This is a genomic window from Salinarimonas rosea DSM 21201 (assembly GCF_000429045.1).
Classification (GTDB): Bacteria; Pseudomonadota; Alphaproteobacteria; order Rhizobiales; family Beijerinckiaceae; genus Salinarimonas; species Salinarimonas rosea.
This window is the reverse complement of the sequence record NZ_AUBC01000024.1, coordinates 19,001-40,232: the sequence shown is the minus strand read 5'-3', so window position 1 is coordinate 40,232 and position 21,232 is coordinate 19,001. Positions and strand designations below refer to the sequence as shown.

The window sequence follows — 21,232 nt, the reverse complement described above, 5'->3', positions numbered from 1 at the left end:
GAGCGGTGGATCGGCGCTCCGCGGAGCGCCGATCCGTCCCCTCACGAGAAGGTGAGATCGGGGATCGGCGTCCCCGCGGAGAAGTCGGCGTCGGTGACCGTGCCCGACGTGGTACCGTGGGTCAGATCCTCGAGCGTGCCGAGAACCTCGAGCTCCGGAGCCACGTACGCGAGCTTCTCGTCGTGCTGGTTCATGGTGTTGTCGTTCATGCCCTATCCTTTCTGTTGGACGAAGGGTGATGCGGTCGGGCGCAAGCCACCCCCTGCGACGCGCCGCAGAGCGAGCGCGCACACGCTGTCGGGAACTGGACTGCCTGCTAATTGTTCCTAACCCCGTCGGTTGATCTGTGGGCGGCGCTCGGGCCGTGTTCAGCTAACGTTGCGGGAGCGCGAGCGGCATGGCGGCACGAGCAGAGCTGGTGGGAAAAGCAAATACCGATTGCCGCGCAGAGGCTGCAGTCTTGGTCGGGCTTCTGTCTCGGCGCGCAACGCCGCCCGAGAGGGAGCTCGACGGCCTCGGCCAGGACGGTCTCGCCCGGCTCGTGGACGTCGCACGTCTCAACAAGGTGCTGCACGCGCTCGATGGCGTGCGCGCGACGCTGCGCACCCGCGCGCCGTCCGTCGCCCTGAGCCTCGACCGGTTTCGCCTGCGCACGATGGCCATGAATCGCGTCTGCCTCGCCACCGGCGCGCGGCTGAGCCTGGCGCTGCGACGCGACGGAATCGCGCACGTGCACATGAAGGGGCCGCTCCAGCAGGCGGCGCTCTACGGCTCGCCCTTCGTCAAGCCGAGCGGCGACGTCGACGTCCTCGTCGCGGAGGAAGACCGCGCCCGCGCCGCGCGGGCCGTCGAGCAGCTCGGCTATCGCAGCGAGCAGCCCCACCTCGCCGCCTGGTGGATCCGGCATCTCGGCGAGCAGCATTTCACCGCCGGCGGCGGCGCGCCGAAGATCGACCTGCACCACCGCCTCGGCCAGCCCGGAACGCCGCCGGTGCGCGTTCCCGGATCCTGGATCGCCGACGCCGTTCCCGGCCGGGCGGACGGGACGGAGGTCCCCGTCCTGCATCCCCTCGACCGCTGCCTCCTCGCCGCGACGAGCGTCGCCAAGGCGCTGATCGCACGCGAGCCCTGCCTCGACCACGTCGTCGACCTCGCTCGCGCGCTCGAGGCGCTTTCGCCCGCGCAGCGCGCGGCGCTCGAAGGCCGTGCGCTGCGTCACGGGCTCGGCGAGACGCTCGCCGCCGCCACCGCCGTCGCGGACCGTGTGCTTCGGGCCGGCGTCGCCGGACGCGAGGATCCGCTCTCGTTCGTCGCGGACGACGTCCTGCTCGCTATGGTCGTCACCCCGTGGCTCGCGATGGTGGATCGGCCCAAGCGCCGGCAGCTGATGTGGGCGCTGTGCGGGCGCGCGCCGATCCGGTTCGTCCGCGAGGCCGGCCGGGTCCTCGCCGCCGACGTGGCCAGGCTGCGCGAAGCCGCCGGGCGCTCCCACGAGGTACGCCCCGAAACCTGACGTCGAACCAGGGAAACCTGGGCCGGCCGGCGCGTTGTCGCGCGTGCCTCGCGGGCTCGCCCGCAGACCGCTACGTCGATCGCCATCTCCCGTCAGCGTTCGAGCCGCACCGCACTCGCGCTCGAGACATCGAAGGTTTCCCGCATGACGCGCTTCTCGCGCCTTCGCCCGCTCGTCGCCCTGCCGACCCTCGTCCTCGCCACGCTCGTCGCAGGCGTCGCCGGCGCGGCGCCCGCCGGCATGCCGGCGATCGGCCCGGGCGATACGCTGAGCGTGCGGGTGCTCGAATGGCGACCGGCCTCGGGCGACGCCTATGCCTGGGAGGCGCTCGAGGGCGAGTACGTCGTCGGGCCGGACGGCATGGTCTCGCTGCCCCTCGTCGGGGACGTCGAGGCGCAGGCCCGGGCGCGCGACGAGATCGCCGACGCCATCGCCGTGCGCCTCCAGGAGCGCGCCGGCCTCATCGAGGCGCCGAGCGCCGTCGTCGACGTCGCCGAGTGGCGGCCGATCTACGTGGCGGGCGCGGTCGACGCGCCGGGCGCCTATCCCTACCGGCCGCCGCTCACGGTGCTGCAGGCGGTGAGCCTCGCGGGCGGCATGCGCCGCACGGCCGACGCGCTCGACCGGTTCGAGCGCGACGCGATCTCGGGGCGCGGGCAGCTGCGCATCATCGCGCTCGAGCTCGACCAGATGGCCGCCCGCCGCGCGCGGCTCGACGCCGAGCTCGAGGGCGCTCCGGAGATCACCTTCCCCGAGCGCCTGGCCGAGCGCCGCGACGAGCCGGCGATCGCGCGCCTGCTGCGGGAGGAGGAGCTGATCTTCGTCTCGCGCCGCGAGGCGCTCGAGCAGGAGGTTGCGGCGAACGAGCGGCTGCAGACGCTCCTGGCCGACCAGATCGAGCAGCTCGAGGGCCAGATCGGGCTCAAGGACACGCAGCTCGAGTCGCTGCGCGACGAGACGGAACGGGTCCGCAGCCTCGTCGAGCGGGGCCTCGCGACGGCGACGCGCCTGTCGGACCTCGAGCGCCGGCTCGCCGGCTACGAGTCCGAGCGCGGCGGCATCACCCGTTCGATCATCCAGGCGCAGGTCGACCTGAACCAGGCCGAGCGCAACATCATCGCCCTGCGTGCCACGCAACGCCGCGAGATCGCGCGAGAGCTGCGCCAGGCGCAAGGGAGCATGGAGGAGCTGCGCGAGCGCTTCGCCACGGCGAGCGCGCTGCTGCGCGAGGCGGAGGTGATCGCACCCGCCAAGAGCCTGGAACGCGAGCGTCGCGCCGCATTCGAGCCCTCCTTCAGCATCGTGCGCGTCGTCGACGGCGCGCCGACGGAGATGCCGGCGGAGGAGACGACGCCGGTCCTGCCGGGAGACACCGTGCGCGCGACCGTCCCGCTGCCGGATATCGGGCCGGCGCTCGGCGACGCCTATTCCGAAGCCGTGCCCGTGCCCGCGCCCGCGGCGAGCCTCGCCTCCAGCGGGCGCTGAGGGAGCCCGCGCGATGCCGGCCGTCGACGTCACCTACCTGATCCCCGCCTTCCGCGCGCAAGCGACCATCGAGGCGGCGCTCCGCTCCGCCGTGGCGCAGGAGGGGGTGCGCGTCGAGGCGATCGTCGTCGACGACGCCTCCGACGACGACACCGCCGCTGTGGTGGCGCGCCTCGCCGCGCGAGAGCCCCGCATCCGGCTCGTCCGCCTGCCCGAGAACCGCGGCCCCTCCGCCGCCCGCAACGCGGCCATCGCCGAGGCGAGCGGGCGCTTCCTCGGCGTGCTCGATGCCGACGACACCCTCGCTCCGGGGCGCACCCGCGCCCTCCTCGACCTCGCCACCATGACCGGGGCGGAGATCGCCGCGGACGATCTCGTGCGGCTCGACGCCTCCGGCGCCGCGGCCGGTCGCGCGCTGCCCGCCGGCGCGACGCCCTACGCCTTCATGCTGGATCCGGCTTCGTACTGCGCCGACAACGTCCCGATGGCCGGGCGCTTCGGCACCGGCTACCTGAAGCCGATCATCGCCTCCGCCTTCGTCGCCGAGCGGCAGCTGGCCTACGATCCCTCGGTGCGGCTCGGGGAGGACTTCCTGTTCTGCCTCGAAGCCATGCTGGCCGGCGCGCGCTACGTCGTCTCCTCGACGCCGGGCTACCTCTACGCCGCGCGGCCGGGCTCGCTCTCGCACCGGATCGCGGCGACGCGGCTCGCCGAGCTCGAGGCCGGGCTCGACCGCGTCGCGTCACGTCGGATGGCCGCCGCGGCCGAGCCGGCGACGGCGCAGGCGATCGCGCGCTATCGCGCCGGCCTGGGCCGGGCGCACGGTTTCCTGGAGGCGGTGGAGACGGCCAAGGAGGGCCGGCACGGCGTTGCGGCGGCGCGGCTCGGCCGCGATCCGGCGCTCTGGCCGCTCGCCCTGCGCTACGGCGGCGAGGCCGCGGCGAACCGGCTGCCCGGCCGCCGGCGCGCCCGGGGCGCCGCTCAGTAGGCGTTGCGGTCGTGCAGCACGAGGAGCGCTGTGCGAACGATGATGCGCACGTCCAGCCACAGCGACCAATTGTCGATGTACCACAGATCGTGGGTTACACGGGCCTGCATGTGCCCGACCTCCGGCGTCGCCCCGCGATGGCCGTTCACCTGGGCCCAGCCGGTCAGGCCGGGCTTGACATGGTGGCGGTCGGCATAGGCCTCGATCAGGCCGGTGTAGTACTCGTCGTGGGCGATCGCGTGCGGTCGCGGCCCGACGAGGGACATCTCGCCGCGCAGTACATTGATGAGCTGCGGCAGCTCGTCGATGCTCGAGGCCCGCAGGAAGCTCCCGACCGCGGTCAGGCGGTCGTCGCCGCGGCAGGCCTGGCGCACGACCGCGCCGTTCTCCGCGCAGCGCATCGAGCGGAACTTGAGGATCTCGAAGGGTCGCCCGGAATAGCCGCGCCGCGTCTGCCGGAAGAACACCGGCCCCGGCGAATCGAGCTTCACCACGACGGCGACCGCCACGAGGAGCGGAGCCAGCAGGAGCAGCATCGTGGCGGAGACCGCGATGTCGAGAGTGCGCTTCGCCACCCGGTCGAGCGGATCGAGGGGCGCGCGCTGGATCTCGAAGCCGCAGGCGAAGCCCGCGTCGACGCTGGGGCCGCGCAGCACCTCGGAGGCGTGGTCGTCCGGGAACAGGTAGACGGGAACCGGCACCTTGCGCAGCTCGGAGCGGAGGCTGCGGAAGCGCTGCGCGTCGCTCCAGGGCGTGAACAGGTAGACGGCGTCGAGATCACGGGCGGTGAGCGCCGCGCGGCAGGCCTCGACGAGCCGGTGGTCGGGTCCCGAGCGATAGGCGAGTGCCGTGACCGTCTCGACGCCGTTGCGGCGCAGGTTGCGCCGGAACCGCTGCGCGGCGCGCTCGTCGCCGTCGTGGATCACGACGACGCGGCGCGTCGCCAGTCGCATCGAGCGGACCTGGCGCTGGTACGTGCCGAGGGCCGCATGCCGAAGCGGCAGCATCGCCACCACGCCGATCACGAACGCGAGCGTGACCGTCCCGCGCGAGGCGTTGCTCGCCGCCTCCGTGAGGAAGGCGATCCAGCCGATCACGAAGAAGGCCGCCAGCCAGGCCCACAGGAAGCTCGCCGCGCTCTCGGCGCTGCGCTGGAGCGTCGCCGCCCCGTAGCCGCGCGAGACCGCGATCACCGCCACCGTGAGCAGGCCGAACTGGGATCCCAGCAGGATGGCGTCGCCCGGATGCGGCTGCCCCGCGCGGGCGGCGGCGTGGAAGATCACGTCGGCGCTCGTGAACGCCAGCACCGCGAGGCAAAGGTCGAGCGAGGCGAACAGCAAGCCGGCCAGGTAATGCGGCACGAAGGCGGGCGGCTCGTGACGGTCTGCGGAGGCGGCGAGCGCGACGGTTCGCCGGGTGTCCGGTATCGGCATCGGTGTCCTCGTGGGCTGGGCAGACCTCGGGCGAGCGGCCCAGGTTCGGTTGACGGCAGTCTCCGACCGTGGCGCGGAGGATCGCATCGCGGCTCTCCGCGTCAGCGCATCCGGCCGACCGAACGCGAGATGCGAGCACGTGTTCCGTCGCGAATCCCACGAATTTGCTGCATTGCAACGCGCTTGATCGAAACGATTTAAAAACGTTAACATGTCTATGCACATGGGTTGGACGCGAACGGGGAGAGACGGCGTGTTCGTTATCTTGATCGCAGCGGCGATCACCGGTGCGGCGACCTTCGTGGCGGCTCTGGTCGGCTGGTCGACGACGGCAGCGCTCGTGTCAGCCCCGCTCGCGGCGAGCCTCGCGGCGCTGGCCGCGGGCGGCATCCTCGCCTGGCGGCGGCGGCGCGAGCGGCGCCCCGACGGCGCGGCGTCGCGCGGCATCTCGGAGCCGTGACCCGCGCGCGGGCGCCGCGGCGCGCTGCACCAGCGCGGCCAGCACGAGTGCGTACAGGAAGAGGCCGAGCCCGTATTCCTGGGTGAAGTCGACCTCGAGAACGGAGCGGAGCGCGAGGTAGCTGAAGGCGGCCACGATCCCGGCATCGGCGGCGCGCAGCCGGTTCCGGGCGATGCCGGCGACGAACAGCCCCAGGATCCGGGCGAGGAGCAGCGCGTGCGCGGCGACGCCGAGAACGCCGGTTCCCGCGAGAACCTGGAAGAAGGCGTTGTGGTAGTTCCAGGCGGCGTCCGGAGGCAGCCGGAAGAGCTCCAGCACCTCCGTCGCCGGCGGGTAGTAGGGCACGAAGAAGCCGCGATAGCCCGTGCCGAGCAGCGGCGACGCCTGGAAATTCTCCCAGGCGAGCTCCCACAGGATGGTGCGGCCGGTGAGCGTCGGATCGCGCCCCACCGCGGCCATCTGGCGGGCGACGAGGTCGAACTCCGCGACGAGCCAGACGCCCGCGGCCGCGGCCAGCGCGACGCAGAGGACCAGCGTCGGCGCGAGCACGCTGCGGTCGAGGACGCGGGTGGCGACGAAGGCGCCGGCGACGGCGAGCGTCGCCGTGGTGCCCACGATCGCCCCCAGCGAGCGCCCGAGCAGGAGGAAGGCGAAGCCGATCACCACGCAGGCGAAGCCGAAGCTCCTGCCGAGCTTCCCGCCGGCGGCGCATTGGCCCGCCCCCAGGATCACCAGCGTGCCGACCACGAAGGAATAGTAGTTCTTGCTCGAGAAGATGCCGACGAAGGCGATCTCCCCCGTGTGCCCGACGTAGTGATAGGTCGGGAACGCGAGGCTGAGCCCGAGACCCAGCGCGATCGCGAGGCTCGCCAGGCGCATCGCGACGAGCGGCGCGATCGACAGCGCGAGGGCGATCAGGACGATGGCGCTCACCGTGTACTGGCCGCCGTACCAGAGCGTCTGCTGAGGGTGCAGGGAGCCGACCGCCGAGACGAGCGCCACGACGCAGGGCAGCAGGAACAAGCCGACATCGGTGGCGTGCGCCCGCAGGCGATCCAGGGCGAGCAGCACCAGGCCCGCGCCGGCCGCGAGAAAGGCGAGCACCGCGATGCGCCCGACGAACGGGAGCAGCACGACCGACGTCAGCACGACCGTGGCGAGCAGGACGCGCGCCTGCGGCAGCGACACGGCGAGCGTCGTGCCGTCGCGGCGCGGAGGGGCGGTCATGGCGGCCTGCTGCCCGATCGTCACGGCAGGTCTCCCGGCAGATCTCGCGGCAGATCCCGCCCCTGGTCGCGCCCCGGGCGGCCCGGCAGGCCGCGCTCGCGCAGGTGGGCGAGGCAGCGGCCGGCGACGTGGCGGAGCGTGTCCGGATCGGCGGCCGCGGCGCGCAGGGCGGCGCCGATCGCGCCGGCCTTGTAGTCCTCGACGAAGCGTGCCCACGCGGCGCGGCGGCGCACGCTGGCCAGATGCAGAGCGAGCGCCCGGCGGGTGCCGGCGTCGGCGTCGGCGGGAAGCCCGGCGAGAGCGGCGGTGTCCGCGTCGCGCAGCGCCTCCAGGTCGGCGGCGCGGTGGCGCGCGGTGAGCGAGCGCCCGTGCACCGCATAGCGGTAGAGTGGCCGGCCGAGCGTGCGCCAGCGGGCGCCGGCGAGGAGGCAGGCGAGCGCGAAGGCGTAGTCCTCGGCGAAGCGCATCCGCTCGGGATAGACGAGCCCGTGCCGGCGCAGGAAGTCGCGGCGAACGAGAGGCTTGAGAAACCCCGAGCCGCGGCGCGGCGCACGCGGATCGGGCAGGTCCGCCAGCGCGAAGGCCGCGGCATCGAGGACCGGCGGCAGGCCGGAGGGGCCGAACATCGGCCCGAGGCTCGCGCCGCTGTCGCCGTCGACGAGGAGGAGGTCGTCACAGGCCATCTCCGCCCCGTCGTGCTCGGCCAGCCCGACGAGGGCCTCGAGCCGGGTCGGCGCGAAGGCGTCGTCCGCATCGAGGATCGCGACGTAGCGGCCGCGCGCGGCGGCGATGCCGGCGTTGCGAGCACCGGCGGGCCCGCTGTTCTCGCCCATGGTCACCAGCCGCAGCCGCGGGTCGCCTCCGGCGGCCGCGCGAGCCGCCTCGGCGGTGGCGTCGCGCGAGGCGTCGTCGACGACGACGACCTCGATCTCGCGCAGGCTCTGCGCGAGGGCCGACGCCACCGCGGAGCCGATCGTTCCGGCGGCGTCGTGGGCGGCGAGGATGACGCTGGCGGCGATCATGCCGCGCGCTCGCCGCGTCGGGAGACCCCGGCCGGCGCGCCGGCGCGCACCTCGGCCGGCGTCGCGGCCCGCATCTCGGCCTCCGTGCGCGACCCCTGCCAGGAGACGAAGCGCCGCCCCGCCATCGCCCGCATCACGCCCCACCCGGAGGCGGCGAGGAAGGCGACGAGCACCAGCACGCGGCGCGCCCGCTGGCTCGCGACGGCCGCGAGAGCGGTGACGAGAAGGCCGCCGGCGGCGATCGCCAGCAGGCCCTGCAGGCCGACGGCACGCCAGAGGATCACGCCGAGGAGGAGACCGATGAGGGCGAGCTGGAAGGGCAGCAGCCAGCGCAGGAACTTGTGGAAGACGTAGAACGCCTTCACCCGGCCCGGCAGCTCGTGCAGACGCTCGCGGAAGTGCAGGTGGGTGCAGAAGGAGTTGCAGGCGACCCGGACCTTGCGCCCGAGCTCGGAGCGCAGGCTCGTGCGCCCGATCTCGTAGGCCGCCCGCTCGGGATGGAGCGCGATGCGCCGCCCGGCGAGCAGAACGTCGAAGGCCATCGCCTGATCGTCCGCCATGCCGGGCACCAGCGTGCCCAGGCAGGAGGGGCGCACGGCGCAGGCGCTGCCGTCGAGATGCACCATGGAGGCGAGGCGCGTCTCCAGGGCGCAGACCTCGAGGTCGGAGCGGGCATAGCCCCCGAGCGCGCCCGCGAGCTCGGCGTCGTCCTGCCGGTTCTCGACGACGAGCTGGACCGCGCCGAGCCCCTCGTCCGCGAAGCGCTGCAACGCGCGGCGCACCGCGTCGGGCTCGAGGAAGACGTTGACGTCGCTCATCACGGCGACGTCTGCGCCGGCCCGCGCGAGCAGGCGCTCCAGTCCCGCGATCTTGCCGACGCGACGAGGCGAGGCCTCGATCTCCACGCCGACGTTCCGCGCCGCGTCGACCGACAGCACCTCGCCGCCGTCGATGAACAGCAGCGCCCGGCTGCCGGGGACCGCCGCCTTGCAGGCCGCGAGATTGGCGATCTTGTCCACGATCAGCGCCTCGTCGGCGCGTGTGCAGGTGAGGAAGGCGACGCGGGGCGCCGGTGCCGAGCCCGGCGAGGCCGCCTCGGCGAGAGGAGCCTCGGGCACGCCGCGCACGATCCGGCGCAGCGCCAGCCGATAGAGCGACACGGTCGTGGCCGCGACGAGGACGAGCAGAAGGACGGCGAGTTCGAGCATGGGGGCTCCCGAGGGCGGGCGACGGAGGGTGGCGGCGGGAGGGCGACGGTCGGCGCGCGACGGTCGACGGTGCGACGGTCGGCGCGGATAGCAGGCCGACGATCCGCACCGCGAACGCGACGGCCCGCCGTTGGTTTCGTGGACGACGCGAGGATCGAAACGCGGCCTGTCGCGTTCGAGGGCAGTCCCGGGCGAGCGCGCGGGGCGCCCCCCTGAAGCGTCAAGGAGACCGTCTCGATGAGGAAACCGCTTTCGCGCGCCATGCCGCTCGCCGCGCCGCTCCTGCTGGCCTTCGCCTTGCCCGTGCCGGCACAGGCGCAGGATGCGCGCACCGGCACGTCGTTCGTCGAGACCTTCGAGGACGAGCAGCTCGATCGCGACCGCTGGTACGTGTCCCAAGGCTGGGTGAACACGCCCGATTACGATTGCACCTGGAGCGTCGACGCGTTGAGCAAGCCCGGGGATAGCCTCGTGTTCACCGTCGAGCGGGCGCCGACGGCCGAGCGCGACTTCATCTGCGCCGAGGTCCAGTCGACGGACGTCTTCTCCTACGGGACCTACGAGGTGCGGATGCGCGCCGCGCGCGGACAGGGCGTCATGAGCGCCTTCTTCACCTACACCGGACCCTATTTCGGCGACCCCCACGACGAGGTCGACATCGAGCTGCCCGGCGCACGGCCCCGCAGCGTCGAGGTCAACGCCTACGTGGACGGCTCGCACGGCGACATCGGGCAGGCCGTCGAGCTCGGGTTCGACGCCTCGCAGGGCTTCCACGACTACGCTTTCGAGTGGACGCCCGAGGTGATCCGCTTCTACGTCGACGGGGAGCAGGTGGGAGAGATCACCGATCCGGACCGCATCCCGGACACGCCGGGGAAGATCTACCTCGCCGTCTACAGCGGCCGCGGGCAGTACGAGCCTTGGCTCGGGCGTTTCGTCGAGACGAGCGAGACGCCGACGATGACCGTCGAGCGGGTCGCCTACACCGCCCCGGGAGAGCCGTGCCAGTTCCCCGAGTCGATCGTGTGCGGGCGCGAGCCATGAGCTCGCCCGCTCCCGTCGTCGTGTCCGACGCCCCGCGGAGCGTTGCGGTCTGCATCTGCACCTACGAGCGGCCGCTCGGCCTCGCGCGCTGCCTCGCCTCGCTCGAGCGGCTCGAGACCCCCGGCATCGCGGACGACGCGATCCGCATCGTCGTCGTCGACAACGCAGCGGGCGGCTCTGCCGAGGGGCTCGTCGCCGCGCATGCCACGCGCAGCCGCTACAGGGTCACCTACGTTCACGAGCGGGCGAAGGGCCTCACCCGCGCCCGCAACGCCGCGCTCGCGGCCGTACGGGCGGGCGGCGAGGACGCGCTCGCCTTCATCGACGACGACGAGGCGGCGGTCCCCGGCTGGCTCGCGGCGCTGCGCGACGCCATGGTGCGCACCGGCGCGCCGGCGGCGGTCGGGCCCGTCTATCCGGTCTTCGAGGAACGGCCGCCGGAATGGGCGGTGCGCGGCGGCTTTTTCGCCCTGGTGGACCCGCCTGGCGCCCGCTTCGCGGAGGAGGGCCGCAGCGGGAACGTGATGATGTCCTGCGCGGAGCTCGCCCGGGCCGGGGTCGCCTTCGACACGGCCTTCAACGAGCTCGGCGGCGAGGACACCGCCTTCTTCCGCGCCCTTCGCGCGCGGGGCTGGCGCCTCGCCGTGGCGCACGAGGCGATCATCCACGAGTGGGTGCCTCCGCGGCGCGTGGCCGTCGCCTGGCTGGCACAGCGCTGGTACCGCACCGGCGCCGTCGAGGCGCGCACGCAGCGGCGCGCCTACAATACCGGATCGGGCCGCGCGACGGCGCTCGCCCGCGGCCTCGTGCGGCTCGGCGCGGGCGGGGTCCTGGCCGCCGGCTCCGCGCTCGCCTTCGGCTGGCGCGACGCCAGCCGGCCGCTGCGGCGGCTCTCCACCCTCGCCAGGGGCGGCGGGCTGGTCGCCAGCGCCTTCGGCTACGAGCGCCGCGAATATGCGAGGCCGCAGGTCGAGGCGCGACAGGAGACACGACCCGAGACGCGCCCGGAGCTGCGCCCATGAGCGGCGCGGCCCCGATCGTCGCCGTCTTCGGCCACGACGCCTACGACAGCACGGTGCGCAAGCGCATCTCCGGGTTCCAGGACGCCGGCCGGCGCGTCCTCGGCTTCACCTTCGCCCGCCCGCGCCCGGAGGACGCGCGTCCCCCCGAGATCTCCTGGGAGAACGTCCCCCTCGGCACGACGCGCGACCGCAACTACGCGCGGCGCCTGCCGATCCTGGCCTCCGCCCTGCCACGGGTGCTCCGGCATGCCGACGCCCTGCGGGAGGCGCGGGTGATCTACGCGCGCAACATCGACATGATGGCGCTCGCGCTCGCCGCGAAGCGGCTGAGCCGCTCGAGGGCGACGCTGGTCTACGAGGTGCTCGACGTGCAGCGCGTATTCCTGCGCGAGGACGGCCTCGGCCGCGCCTTCCGCGCCGCCGAGCGGCGGGCGCTGCGCCGGACCGATTGCCTCGTGGTCAGCGCGCCCGCCTTCGTCTCGCGCTATTTCGAGCCGGTGCAGGCCTATGCGGGCCCCTGGCGCCTGCTCGAGAACAAGATCCCGGCCGGCCGGATCGCCGCGGCGCCGGATCGGTTCGCACGGCGGCTGCGGCATCCGCCTCTCGACGGGCCGGTCGTCATCGGCTGGTTCGGCGTGCTGCGCTGCGCGCGCAGCCTCGATCTGCTCGAGGAGATCGCCGCACGGCTCGGCCCGCGCGTGCGGATCGTGCTGCGCGGCAAGCTCGCGCCCGAGGACATTCCCCGCGAGCGCCTCGAGGCGGCGCAGGCGCGCTGCCCCAACCTCGCCTTCGAGGGGCCGTACGCGAGCCCCGACGACCTCGCCGACCTGTATGGCGGCGTGCACTACACCTGGGCGCTCGACTACACCGACGCCGGCGCGAACTCGGATTGGCTGCTGCCGAACCGTCTCTACGAGGGCGGCTACTTCGGGGCGCCGACCCTGGCGCGGACGGGGACGGAGGTCGGGCGACGGGTCGCGGCCGACGATCTCGGCCTCGCCCTCCCCGAGCCCCCCGTCGAGGCCGTCCGCACCCTGGTGGAGAGCTTCGACCCGCAGGCCTACGTGGCGCAGCGCGAGCGTCTCCTCGCGCGCGATCCCGCGGTCTTCGTCGACGCCGACGACACGCGCCTGCTCCTCGACGCCGTCGAGCGCCGCTGAGGACGCCGCGCCGCGGGCCGGCGCGGCGTCCCGCACCGCTCACGCGGCGGTGCGGCCCCGGCGGAGCGGATAGCCCTCGTCGGTCGGGCGATGCCCGTGCGCCCGCATGGCTCGCAGCCGCGCCTTGTTGATAACGCCGCCGGCGATGGTCGCGCCGTGCGCCCGCAGGCTCTCCGCCATCTCCTTCAAGGCCGGGCGGTCGGTGCGCCCCCATTGCGTCACCACCACCATGGAATCGACGAACGGGGCGATGGCGTTGGCGTCCGGCACGGTTTCGAGCGCGGGCAGGTCGAGGATCGTCACCTCGTTGCGCTCGCGCGCCTCGTCGAGGAAGGCCTTCATGCGCTTGGACGCGAACAGGTCGGCGCCGCTCTGGGTCGCGGTCGGATCGTTCTCCCCGGGGTCGCGCAGGCGCTCGATCAGGTCCTCGCTGCCCAGCGCGGAGAGGCGCCGCACCGGATCGTCGCCGGGCTCGGCATGGCCGAGGTTGGTCGTGTGCAGGTTCGCGTCGACGAGAAGCGTCGTCGTGCCGCCAAGGGCGAACAGGCGGCCGAGGTTGCCGGCGACCGTCGAGGCCCCCTCCCCCGGAGAGATCGAGGCGACGCCGATGACGGCGCCCTTCCCTTCCGTCAAACCCTGCGCGAGCTGCGCCTTCACCCGGCGCAGGCCATTGGCGAACGGCGTCCCCGGCGCGGCGGCCGCGTAGCCGAGCCCATCGCTCGAGTCGCTCCGGAAGGCCTTGTCGCGTGCGACGAGGGGAACGACGCCGAGCGCCGGGATTCCCGCCTCGACCAGATGCCGCGGGAGCCGGACCGCCCGGTCGAAGCTCTCGAGCAGCATCGCGAGCGCGAGGCCCAGGCCGCCGCCCAGGATCGCCGAGACAACCAGGATGAGCGCCTTGCGCGGGCCGGTCGGCGCCAGCGGCACCAGGGCCGGGGAAATCATGCGGGCGGTGAGGAAGGGCGCGCTCTGCTGCTGGATCACGTCGGTGTAGCGGCGCAGGTAGCTCTCGAAGGCGGCCTGGAGCACCTCGGCCTCGCTCTCCAGCTGCTGGACGCGCACGCCCGCTTCCGCGGTCTCGTTGGAGCGCGCGATCAGGCGCGCCATCTCGTCCTGGAGATCCTCCTCGCGGGCCCGCGCCACCTCGGCCTCGGTCCGCAGCCGCCCCGCGAGCCGTTCCAGCTCGGCACGGATCGCGTCCTCGGTGCGGGCGGCCTCGCGCCGCACCGCCTCGAGGGCCGGGCTCCCCTCCGCCAGACGGGAGGCGCGCTCGGCCTCGCGCTCGGCGAGCTCCAACCAGCGCGCACGCAGCTCGGAGATCACGGAGCTCTCGCCCGCATCGATGGACTCGACGGCGTAGTCCTCTTCCGCCAGCGCACGCTCGATGCGGGCGACGCGCGCCTGCGCCTCCGCCGTCTCGCTGGCGGCCGTGACGAGGCGCTCGTTCACCGCCGAGAGCGCCTGCTGGTTGATCAGGCCGCGCCCGCCGCCGGTCTCGACGATCTCGTTCTCGGCGCGGAAGGCCTGGACCTGGCGCGCCGTCTCGCTGAAGCGACCCTGCAGCTCGGAGATGCGGGCCCGCAACCAGGATGCGGCGTTCTCGGCCGCGTCGAAGCGCGCCTCGAGCCGGTTGCGGACGTAGGCCTCCGCGACGGCGTTGGCGATCTCGGCCGCCATCTCGGGATGATTGCCTTCGTAGCGCACCTCGACGGCCTGGGACGAGCCGAGGCGGTAGACGCTGAGGTTGGCGCGCAGCGTCACCGCCGCGCGCTCGCGGGGGGATAGCGGCGGATCCGCATCAGCCGCCTGCCCGCCCGTGCGACCGGCGACCGGGGCCTCCGCCTGGAAAGCGGCGTCGAGACGCTCGCGCAGGCTCGTGCGCAGCCACCCGACGGCACCGGTGAGGACATCGGGCCGGTTCGGGATGAAGCGCGGCTCTTCCACCAGGTCGAGGGCGTCGACCACGCTGAGCGCCACTTCCTGCGAGCGGATGATCTGCATCTGCGTCTCGATCGCGGTCCGGCTCTCGGCGCTCTCCACCAGCCCCGTCCCGAGCCGGCCGGCGTCGGTCTGCGGATCGTCGATGATGAGCCCCGCCACGGCCGCGAACTTCGGCTGCGCCGTGAAGGCGTAGGCGCCGCCGAGCGCGATGCAGGCGAGCATGACGAGAGCGATGAGCCAGAAGCGCCGCCGCAGGAATGCGGCGACCGCGGGCAGGTCGATGCGTAGGCGGGGCTCTTCGTCCGGACGGCCTTCTTCGAGGAACGGCATGGGACTCCCTGGAAATCCTGATCGGGTTCGATGCGGTCGTGTCAGCGGGCGCGGGCGACGGTGCGAGGGACCCCCTCGGCGGCCGCCAGACGGGCCTCCCAGGCGAGCGCCTGCCCGACGATGGTGTCGAGGTCGTCGAAGCGCGGCGTCCAGTCGAGCGTCTCGCGCAGGCGCGTCGGGTCCGCGACGAGCGTTGCCGGATCGCCCGGCCGCCGCGGCGCGCTCGTCACCGGGAAGTCGACCGCGCCCACGCGCTTGACGGTCTCGACAACCTCACGGACTGAAGCGCCGCGGCCGTAGCCGCAGTTCAGGACGAGGCTCGCGCCTCCGGCCCGCAGATGCGTCAGCGCGGCAACGTGCGCCTCGGCGAGATCGCTGACGTGGATGTAGTCGCGCACGCAGGTACCGTCCGGCGTGGCGTAGTCCTCGCCGTAGATCGCAAGTCCCGGCCGCCGGCCGAGCGCGGCCTCGCAGGCGACCTTCACGAGATGCGTCGCATCCCGCGAGCACTGGCCGGCGCGGCCGTGCGGATCGGCGCCGGCCACGTTGAAATAGCGCAGGACGACGGTCGCGAGGCCGTGGGCCCGCCCGGCGTCGGCGATCATCCATTCGCTCATGAGCTTCGAGCGGCCGTAGGGATTGATCGGCGCGAGCGGCGCGTCCTCGGAGAGCGCCCGCTCGGCGGGCTCGCCGTAGACGGCGGCGGTGGACGAGAACACGAGCCGACGCACGCCGCCCTCCACCGCCGCGGCGAGGAGCGCACGGGTCTTGACCGTGTTCGCCTCGTAGAAGAGCAGCGGATCCGCGACGGACGCGGCGACCTCGATCCTGGCGGCGAAGTGGAGCGCCTCCTCGATGCCGTGCGCGGCGACGAGCCGGGAGACCAGCGCTCGGTCCGCGACGTCGCCGACAACGAGCTCGGCCTGCGGCGGCACGTTCTCGCGCACGCCGGTCGAGAGGTCGTCGAGCACGACCACGCGCTCGCCACGCTCGACGAGCGCGAGCGCCGCGTGCGCGCCGATATAGCCGGCGCCGCCGGTGACGAGGACGGGCATCGTCGCGGGTTCTCCTCGGAGGGCGGGCCTAGGTGGACCCGCGTCCCGCCCTCAACGTGCTCTGGCGAGCGACGTTCCGCGGGCCGCGCGTCCCGGGGCGATCCGGCCCGCGGCGCTCGGCCGGCCTCGACGCGCGCCTGCTGCGCTGCGTCGGGACAGAGCCGAAGCCCGCATCGGGCCCGCTCGATCCGCGTGCGCTGCAAGGAACCAAACACCCGCCCCGTCGGTTCGCCGCGCGATCCTCTGAACATGCGCCCATCCCGCGGAGCGCCGACCCGATCGCGACGCTCGGGTGGACCGCATTCCCATCAACTCATCGGCGGACAATGATACGGCAATACAAGAAGCTGCTCTGGCTCCTCGACGCCCGCGAGAAGCGGCGCGGCGCGGCTCTCCTCGTCCTGATGCTGGTCGCCGCGGCGGCGGAGGTGATCGGCGTCGCCGCCGTGCCGGCCTTCGTCGGCCTCGTCGTCGATCCGGAGCGCATGCAACGCATCCCTGTCGTCGCCGATGCGGCCGCCATGCTCGGCATCGAGACCACGACCGACCTCGTGATCTGGGGCGGGCTGGCGCTCGCCGCCGTGTTCGCGCTGAAGACCGCCCTGCTCATCGGCAACTTCTATCTCCAGATGCGCTATGTCGCCGGCCGCCAGGTCTCGCTCGCCCGGCGGCTGACGGACGCCTACCTGGGCGCGCCCTACACCTTCCATCTCCACCGCAATTCGTCGGAGATCGTGCGCAACGTCAACCGCGAGGTCTCCGTGGTCTCGGGCCAGATCATCGCGGCGACGCTCGAATTGTGCACGCGTGTCGTCATCCTGATCGCGGTGCTCGGCTTCCTCTTCGTCGTCGAGCCGTGGATCACGCTCTACTGGATCTTGTTCTTCGGCGTGATCGGGGGAGCCGGCGTCGCCTTCGGCAGCGAGCGGCTGCGGCGCTACGGCGAGCGCGAGCAGACCGAGGGACGGCGCGTGCTCAAGGCGATCACCCAGTCCTTCGGCGGCATCAAGGAAGTCCGGGTGCTGGGCCGCGAAGGGTACTTCTCCCGGCAGGTCGCCAGTGCGGTCACCACCATCGCGCAGGTCCTGCGCTACCGCCAGCTCGCCATGAAGGTCATCGGTCCCGTGATCGAGCTCGGCGCCATCGTCGGCCTGCTCGCGCTCGTCGCCTGGCTGGTTCTCGCCGGCACGCCGACTGACGAGGTCCTCGTGACGCTGTCGCTCTTCGTGGTCGGGCTCGTGCGCCTGCGCGAGGCGCTCACCGCCGCCATGAGCCACCTGGCGGGGCTGCGCTACAACCTCGTTTCCGTCGACCCGATCTACCGAGACCTGCGCGAGCTCGAGCACGATCGGTACGCGACGGTCGGCAAGGCCGGAGCGAAGCCGACGCCGCTGCGCGACGCGATCGAGCTGCGCGGCGTGTCCTACCGCTACCAGGACACCGACAGCTGGGCTCTCAAGGACGTCGACGTCTCCATCCCGCGCGGCAGCGCGGTCGGCTTCGTCGGGTCCACCGGCGCCGGCAAGTCGACGCTGGTCGACACGCTCCTCGCCCTCGTCGAGCCCGAGGAGGGGGGCGTCTACGTGGACGGCGTCGACATCCGCGAGAGCGGCGTGCGCGCATGGCAGCGCGCCGTCGGCTACGTGCCGCAATCGATCTACCTGCTCGACGACACGATCCGCGCCAACATCGCCTTCGGCATACCCGAGGACGAGGTCGACGAGGTGGCGGTGCAGCGCGCGGTCCGCATCGCGCAGCTCGAGCGCTTCGTGGAACGCCAGCCGCAGGGCCTGGAGACGCGGGTCGGCGAGCGCGGCGTGCGGCTGTCGGGTGGCGAGCGCCAGCGCATCGGGATCGCCCGCGCGCTCTACCAGGACCCCCAGGTGCTGGTCTTCGACGAGGCGACGTCCGCGCTCGACAACAGCACGGAGCGGGCGATCATCGGATCGGTGGAGGCCCTGCGGGGCGAGCGCACCGTCATCATGATCGCCCACCGCCTGAGCACGCTGCGCAATTGCGACACCCTGTACTTCCTCAAGGCCGGGCGCATCGAGGCGAGCGGCGGCTACGACGAGCTGCAGGACCGCCATTCCGACTTCCGCGTCATGGCCGCGACCGGCTGAGAGGGCACATGCGAACCGATACTGCGACCGCCACCCGCGCCACGGCTCCGGACCGTCTCCCCTGGCTGCGCGGCCCCTTGCGCGCCCGCGTCGCGCGCGTTCCCGAACGTGCGGTCCGCGCGGGCCTCGTCCCGCCCTCCTGGTTCGGCTGGCGCTGGGTGCGCGAGGAGCCGCTCGATTCCGTCGTGGCGCGCGGGGACGCGCTCTCCCACGAACGGATCCACCAGCCCGCCGTCGCGGACAACCCGCTGCCGCGCAACGTTGCGCGCCGCGAGGATCTTCCCGACGAGGCCGGCTGGTGGGGCTACTCCATGCGCGACGTGCCGACCCGCGCGAGCGGGCGCACGCTGCTCGCGACCCTGCCGGAGCGCCGCATCGTCGCTTTCACCGAGCCGAGCAAGCGCAACTACTACCCCGTCGTCCTCGACCGGCGCGGACGCTCGGCCTTCCTGCGCGAGATGCCCTTCCGGCCGGGCCATCGCGAGGCGCTGGCGCGCGGCGCGCCGGTGCAGCGCCGCGAGAGGGTCACCTGGATCGCGGAGCGCGTCTACCACAATCACTCGCATTGGCTCACCGCCCACGTGCCCAAGCTGTGCCTGCTCGAGGAGCGCGGCCTCCTGGGGGACCTCGCGCTGCCGGCGCGGTCGAACCCGGCGATCGACGCGACGCTGCGCATGTTCGGCCTCGACCCCGCGGCCGTCTGCTCGATCGATCCGGACCTCCCGCTGGAGGTCGGCGAGCTCACCCTCGTCGACACCGACCGGTTCCGTCCCGAGCTGCTGCGGCTCGTGCGCGACCGGCTCGGTCCCGTTCCCGAGCGTGCGCCGTGGAGGCGCGTGCTGATCTCGCGGGCCAAGGCGAGGGGGCGTCGGCTCGAGAACGAGGCCGCGCTCGAGCCGCTCCTCGCGAAGGCCGGGTTCGAGTCGGTCGTGATGGAGGAGCTGAGCTTCGTCGAGCAGGCCCGGCTGATGTCGGAGACCGCGGTGCTGCTCGCTCCGCACGGGGCGGGACTGACGAACATGATCTTCTGCCGCCCGGGAACGCAGCTCGTCGAGATCGCCGATCTGTCCTTCCCCAACCCGAATTTCTATGCCCTCGCGAGCGCGATGGGCCTCGGCTACTGGCTGGTCGAGGGTCGCTTCTGCGGCGATCCGGCGCTCGCGCCGCTCGATCGCGACCTCGCCGTCGAGCCCGCCCGGGTCGAGGCGGTGCTGCGGGCGCTCGGGGGCTGAGCCGATGCGGATCTCGATCGTCGTCCCCGTCCTCGATGGCGAGGCCTTCCTCGCCCAGACCCTGCGCAGCGTCGCGGGGCAGACGTTGCGTCCCGCCGAGGTGATCGTCGTCGACAACGGCTCGACGGATCGCAGCGTCCCGATCGCGGAAAGCTTCGCGCCGCTCGCGCGGGTGATCCGGGTGCCCGCCGAAGGCGCCTCCGCGGCACGCGTCGCCGGCGCGGCGGAAGCGGTCGGCGAGGCGATCATGTTCCTCGACGCGGACGACCTGCTCGGGCCGACCGTGCTCGAGGAGCTCGCCGCCGTGCTGCGCGAGGAGCCGGGCGCCATCGCCGCCTGCGCCTGGATGCGCTACGAGCTCACCGGCGGCGCCTGGCACGCCGCGCCGCAATCCTGCGCGCCCCGACGGCGCTCGGACGACGATCTCTCCGCCTGGCTGCGGGGCTGGTACCATCCGCCCTGCGCCCTCCTGTGGTCGCGGGAGGCCTACGAGAAGAGCGGCGGCTGGGACCCGCAGGTGAAGGTCAATACCGACGGGGACGTGGCGATGCGCGCCTTCGTCGCCGGCGTCCCGCTGATCCGCACCGCAGGCGGGGTCTCCTACTATCGCCGTCTTCCCGGCGAGGCGGTCTCGCTCAGCGGCCGGCGCGCGACGCGCAAGGGGCTCACGTCGCGGCTCTTCGTGGTGGATCGGATCGCGCAGCTGCTCGCCGACGGGGGGCGCCTCGCGCCCTACCGGCACGCCCTGGCCGACGCCTACGACGGGCTCGCGCGCGACGCCGGCACGGCACAGCCCGATCTCGCCGAGCGGGCGCTCACCTCGGCGCGCGAGCACGGCGGCGGGGACGGAACGCGCGCGCTCCGACGGCGCCTGCGCGAACGCGTTCCGGTGATCCCGGACGCGCGCCTGCCGGTGAGGCCGTCCGTCGCCGCGCGCACGCCGGCGCCCGATCGCGCGCTCGCGGAACCGGACGAGCCGCTCGTCAGCGTCGTCGTCCCCACCTTCGAACGCGGGGCCCTCCTCGCCCGCGCTCTGCGCGGCGTCGTGGCCCAAACCTACGCGAACCTCGAGGCGATCGTCGTCGACGACGCGTCGCAGCGGGAGGACATCGCCGCCGTGGTCGCCCGGTTCGGCGATCCGCGGCTGCGCTACGTGCGCCAGCCGGAGAACGGCGGCGTCGCCGCGGCCCGCAACCGCGGCATGGACGAGGCCCGCGGCTCGCTGATCGCCTTCCTCGATTCCGACGACGAATGGCTCCCCGAGAAGCTCGCGCGCCAGGTCGCGCTGATGCACCACCGGCCCGACGGCGTCGGCTTGTGCTACACGGGCGTGCTCGAGCACGGCGCGGACGGGGACCGCATCGAGAAGCCGGCGACCCTGCGCGGGGACCTCTGGCCCGAGTTCCTGCGGCGCAACCCGATCACCAGCGCCAGCGGGGTGATGATCCGCCGGTCCGTCGTCGACGCGGTCGGCGGCTTCGACACGACGCTCCCGGCGATCGAGGACTACGAGTACTGGGCGCGCATCGCCCGCTTCTACGAGGTCGACTGCGTGCCCGACCTGCTGACGGTCTACCACGACGAGGGCGGCGAAGCCGGAGACGGCACGCTGCCCGCCGAATCGGGACGCCGCTCCCGACGCTTCGACGCCAACATGGCCGCCCGTGCCGCCTTCGCCGCGCGGTTCGCCCACGACGCCAAGCGCGCGGGTGTCCGCCACCTCTTCCTGCTCGAAAGCGCGCGCCGCGAGATACGCTCGGAGTTCGGCTCCGCCCGCCGTGCCGCGGGCGCTCTCGCCCGCGCGATCAAGAACCGCCCGATGGAGCCGCGCCTGTGGGCGTGGCTCGCCTATTGCGCGCTCCCGCGGCGCCAGCGCCGGGTGCTGGGCCCGCGGCTCGCCGCCCTGCGGGGCCGCATGCCGGAGCGGATCTGGGCCGGCGGCGGGCGGCTCTAGACGCCTGGCGGAACCGCGCCCCCGGCACGTGAGTT

At 73.4% G+C, this 21,232-nt stretch carries 16 protein-coding genes; 9 read left to right on the top strand and 7 right to left on the bottom strand.

All coding sequences use genetic code 11. The features are described from left to right. Nucleotides 1–41: 41 nt before the first annotated feature. Nucleotides 42–209 carry a putative RiPP precursor gene (locus tag G407_RS31830; protein ID WP_245259115.1) on the bottom strand — a complete coding sequence of 56 codons (168 nt, stop codon included), beginning with the start codon at nucleotides 207–209 and terminating at the stop codon, nucleotides 42–44. A 332-nt stretch (nucleotides 210–541) separates the two neighbouring features. On the opposite strand from G407_RS31830, the gene G407_RS28285 reads away from it, so the two are divergent. The 3 genes from G407_RS28285 (at nucleotide 542) to G407_RS28280 (ending at nucleotide 3,986) form a co-directional block, all read left to right on the top strand. Beyond that, nucleotides 542–1,513, top strand: a complete 972-nt coding sequence (locus tag G407_RS28285) for a nucleotidyltransferase family protein (protein WP_169728799.1) — start codon at nucleotides 542–544, stop codon at nucleotides 1,511–1,513. 144 nt (nucleotides 1,514–1,657) lie between these two features. Continuing rightward, nucleotides 1,658–2,998, top strand: coding sequence for a polysaccharide biosynthesis/export family protein (locus G407_RS0116945; RefSeq protein ID WP_029031783.1), 1,341 nt, complete (start codon nucleotides 1,658–1,660; stop codon nucleotides 2,996–2,998). Nucleotides 2,999–3,011: 13 nt separating this feature from the next. Next, nucleotides 3,012–3,986, top strand: coding sequence for a glycosyltransferase (locus G407_RS28280; protein WP_052341491.1), 975 nt, complete (start codon nucleotides 3,012–3,014; stop codon nucleotides 3,984–3,986). On the opposite strand, the gene G407_RS31825 is transcribed toward G407_RS28280, so the two are convergent. From G407_RS31825 to G407_RS0116920, 4 genes are all read right to left on the bottom strand, one after another. Continuing rightward, complete coding sequence (locus G407_RS31825; RefSeq protein WP_052341490.1) at nucleotides 3,980–5,419, bottom strand: undecaprenyl-phosphate glucose phosphotransferase; 1,440 nt, start codon at nucleotides 5,417–5,419, stop codon at nucleotides 3,980–3,982. The genes G407_RS28280 and G407_RS31825 overlap by 7 nt on opposite strands. Before the next feature lie 343 nt (nucleotides 5,420–5,762). Next, nucleotides 5,763–7,130, bottom strand: coding sequence for an O-antigen ligase family protein (locus G407_RS0116930; protein ID WP_029031782.1), 1,368 nt, complete (start codon nucleotides 7,128–7,130; stop codon nucleotides 5,763–5,765). Further along, complete coding sequence (locus G407_RS28270; RefSeq protein ID WP_052341489.1) at nucleotides 7,127–8,128, bottom strand: glycosyltransferase family 2 protein; 1,002 nt, start codon at nucleotides 8,126–8,128, stop codon at nucleotides 7,127–7,129. The genes G407_RS0116930 and G407_RS28270 overlap by 4 nt, the downstream gene beginning before the upstream one ends. Further along, entirely contained in the window at nucleotides 8,125–9,336 is a 1,212-nt protein-coding gene (locus tag G407_RS0116920; protein ID WP_029031781.1) for a glycosyltransferase, read from the bottom strand. The genes G407_RS28270 and G407_RS0116920 overlap by 4 nt, the downstream gene beginning before the upstream one ends. Before the next feature lie 237 nt (nucleotides 9,337–9,573). On the opposite strand from G407_RS0116920, the gene G407_RS0116915 reads away from it, so the two are divergent. The 3 genes from G407_RS0116915 to G407_RS28260 are packed head-to-tail and all read left to right on the top strand — an operon-like array spanning nucleotide 9,574 to nucleotide 12,562. Continuing rightward, nucleotides 9,574–10,380 (top strand): family 16 glycosylhydrolase, encoded by an 807-nt coding sequence (locus G407_RS0116915; protein ID WP_029031780.1) that lies wholly within the window; start codon nucleotides 9,574–9,576, stop codon nucleotides 10,378–10,380. Further along, on the top strand, nucleotides 10,377–11,402 hold the full coding sequence (locus G407_RS28265) for a glycosyltransferase family 2 protein (protein WP_052341487.1): 1,026 nt from the start codon (nucleotides 10,377–10,379) through the stop codon (nucleotides 11,400–11,402). The genes G407_RS0116915 and G407_RS28265 overlap by 4 nt, the downstream gene beginning before the upstream one ends. Beyond that, complete coding sequence (locus tag G407_RS28260; protein WP_052341486.1) at nucleotides 11,399–12,562, top strand: glycosyltransferase family protein; 1,164 nt, start codon at nucleotides 11,399–11,401, stop codon at nucleotides 12,560–12,562. The genes G407_RS28265 and G407_RS28260 overlap by 4 nt, the downstream gene beginning before the upstream one ends. Before the next feature lie 39 nt (nucleotides 12,563–12,601). Here the strand turns inward: G407_RS28260 and G407_RS0116900 are convergent, their stop codons facing one another. Beyond that, nucleotides 12,602–14,833 carry a GumC family protein gene (locus G407_RS0116900; protein ID WP_029031779.1) on the bottom strand — a complete coding sequence of 744 codons (2,232 nt, stop codon included), beginning with the start codon at nucleotides 14,831–14,833 and terminating at the stop codon, nucleotides 12,602–12,604. A 41-nt stretch (nucleotides 14,834–14,874) separates the two neighbouring features. Next, complete coding sequence (galE, locus tag G407_RS0116895; protein WP_029031778.1) at nucleotides 14,875–15,888, bottom strand: UDP-glucose 4-epimerase GalE; 1,014 nt, start codon at nucleotides 15,886–15,888, stop codon at nucleotides 14,875–14,877. A gap of 326 nt (nucleotides 15,889–16,214) precedes the next feature. On the opposite strand from galE, the gene G407_RS0116890 reads away from it, so the two are divergent. Genes G407_RS0116890 through G407_RS30635 form a run of 3 tightly spaced genes read left to right on the top strand, consistent with a single transcriptional unit; the run spans nucleotide 16,215 to nucleotide 21,197 of the window. Further along, nucleotides 16,215–18,011: an ABC transporter ATP-binding protein gene (locus tag G407_RS0116890; RefSeq protein ID WP_029031777.1), complete on the top strand. Its 1,797-nt coding sequence runs from the start codon at nucleotides 16,215–16,217 to the stop codon at nucleotides 18,009–18,011. Between the two features lie 8 nt (nucleotides 18,012–18,019). Then, nucleotides 18,020–19,243, top strand: a complete 1,224-nt coding sequence (locus G407_RS0116885) for a glycosyltransferase family 61 protein (RefSeq protein WP_029031776.1) — start codon at nucleotides 18,020–18,022, stop codon at nucleotides 19,241–19,243. A gap of 4 nt (nucleotides 19,244–19,247) precedes the next feature. Further along, the gene (locus tag G407_RS30635) at nucleotides 19,248–21,197 is read left to right on the top strand and encodes a glycosyltransferase family 2 protein (protein ID WP_052341485.1); all 1,950 of its coding nucleotides are present in this window, start codon (nucleotides 19,248–19,250) and stop codon (nucleotides 21,195–21,197) included. The last annotated feature ends 35 nt before the right edge of the window (nucleotides 21,198–21,232 follow it).

Coding starts and splice junctions, on each gene's coding strand:
- G407_RS31830 (WP_245259115.1), bottom strand. CDS start 209: ATGAACGACAACACCATGAACCAGCACGACGAGAAGCTCGCGTACGTG.
- G407_RS0116945 (WP_029031783.1), top strand. CDS start 1,658: ATGACGCGCTTCTCGCGCCTTCGCCCGCTCGTCGCCCTGCCGACCCTC.
- G407_RS28280 (WP_052341491.1), top strand. CDS start 3,012: ATGCCGGCCGTCGACGTCACCTACCTGATCCCCGCCTTCCGCGCGCAA.
- G407_RS31825 (WP_052341490.1), bottom strand. CDS start 5,419: ATGCCGATACCGGACACCCGGCGAACCGTCGCGCTCGCCGCCTCCGCA.
- G407_RS28270 (WP_052341489.1), bottom strand. CDS start 8,128: ATGATCGCCGCCAGCGTCATCCTCGCCGCCCACGACGCCGCCGGAACG.
- G407_RS0116920 (WP_029031781.1), bottom strand. CDS start 9,336: ATGCTCGAACTCGCCGTCCTTCTGCTCGTCCTCGTCGCGGCCACGACC.
- G407_RS0116915 (WP_029031780.1), top strand. CDS start 9,574: ATGAGGAAACCGCTTTCGCGCGCCATGCCGCTCGCCGCGCCGCTCCTG.
- G407_RS28265 (WP_052341487.1), top strand. CDS start 10,377: ATGAGCTCGCCCGCTCCCGTCGTCGTGTCCGACGCCCCGCGGAGCGTT.
- G407_RS28260 (WP_052341486.1), top strand. CDS start 11,399: ATGAGCGGCGCGGCCCCGATCGTCGCCGTCTTCGGCCACGACGCCTAC.
- G407_RS0116900 (WP_029031779.1), bottom strand. CDS start 14,833: ATGCCGTTCCTCGAAGAAGGCCGTCCGGACGAAGAGCCCCGCCTACGC.
- galE (WP_029031778.1), bottom strand. CDS start 15,888: ATGCCCGTCCTCGTCACCGGCGGCGCCGGCTATATCGGCGCGCACGCG.
- G407_RS0116890 (WP_029031777.1), top strand. CDS start 16,215: ATGATACGGCAATACAAGAAGCTGCTCTGGCTCCTCGACGCCCGCGAG.
- G407_RS0116885 (WP_029031776.1), top strand. CDS start 18,020: ATGCGAACCGATACTGCGACCGCCACCCGCGCCACGGCTCCGGACCGT.
- G407_RS30635 (WP_052341485.1), top strand. CDS start 19,248: ATGCGGATCTCGATCGTCGTCCCCGTCCTCGATGGCGAGGCCTTCCTC.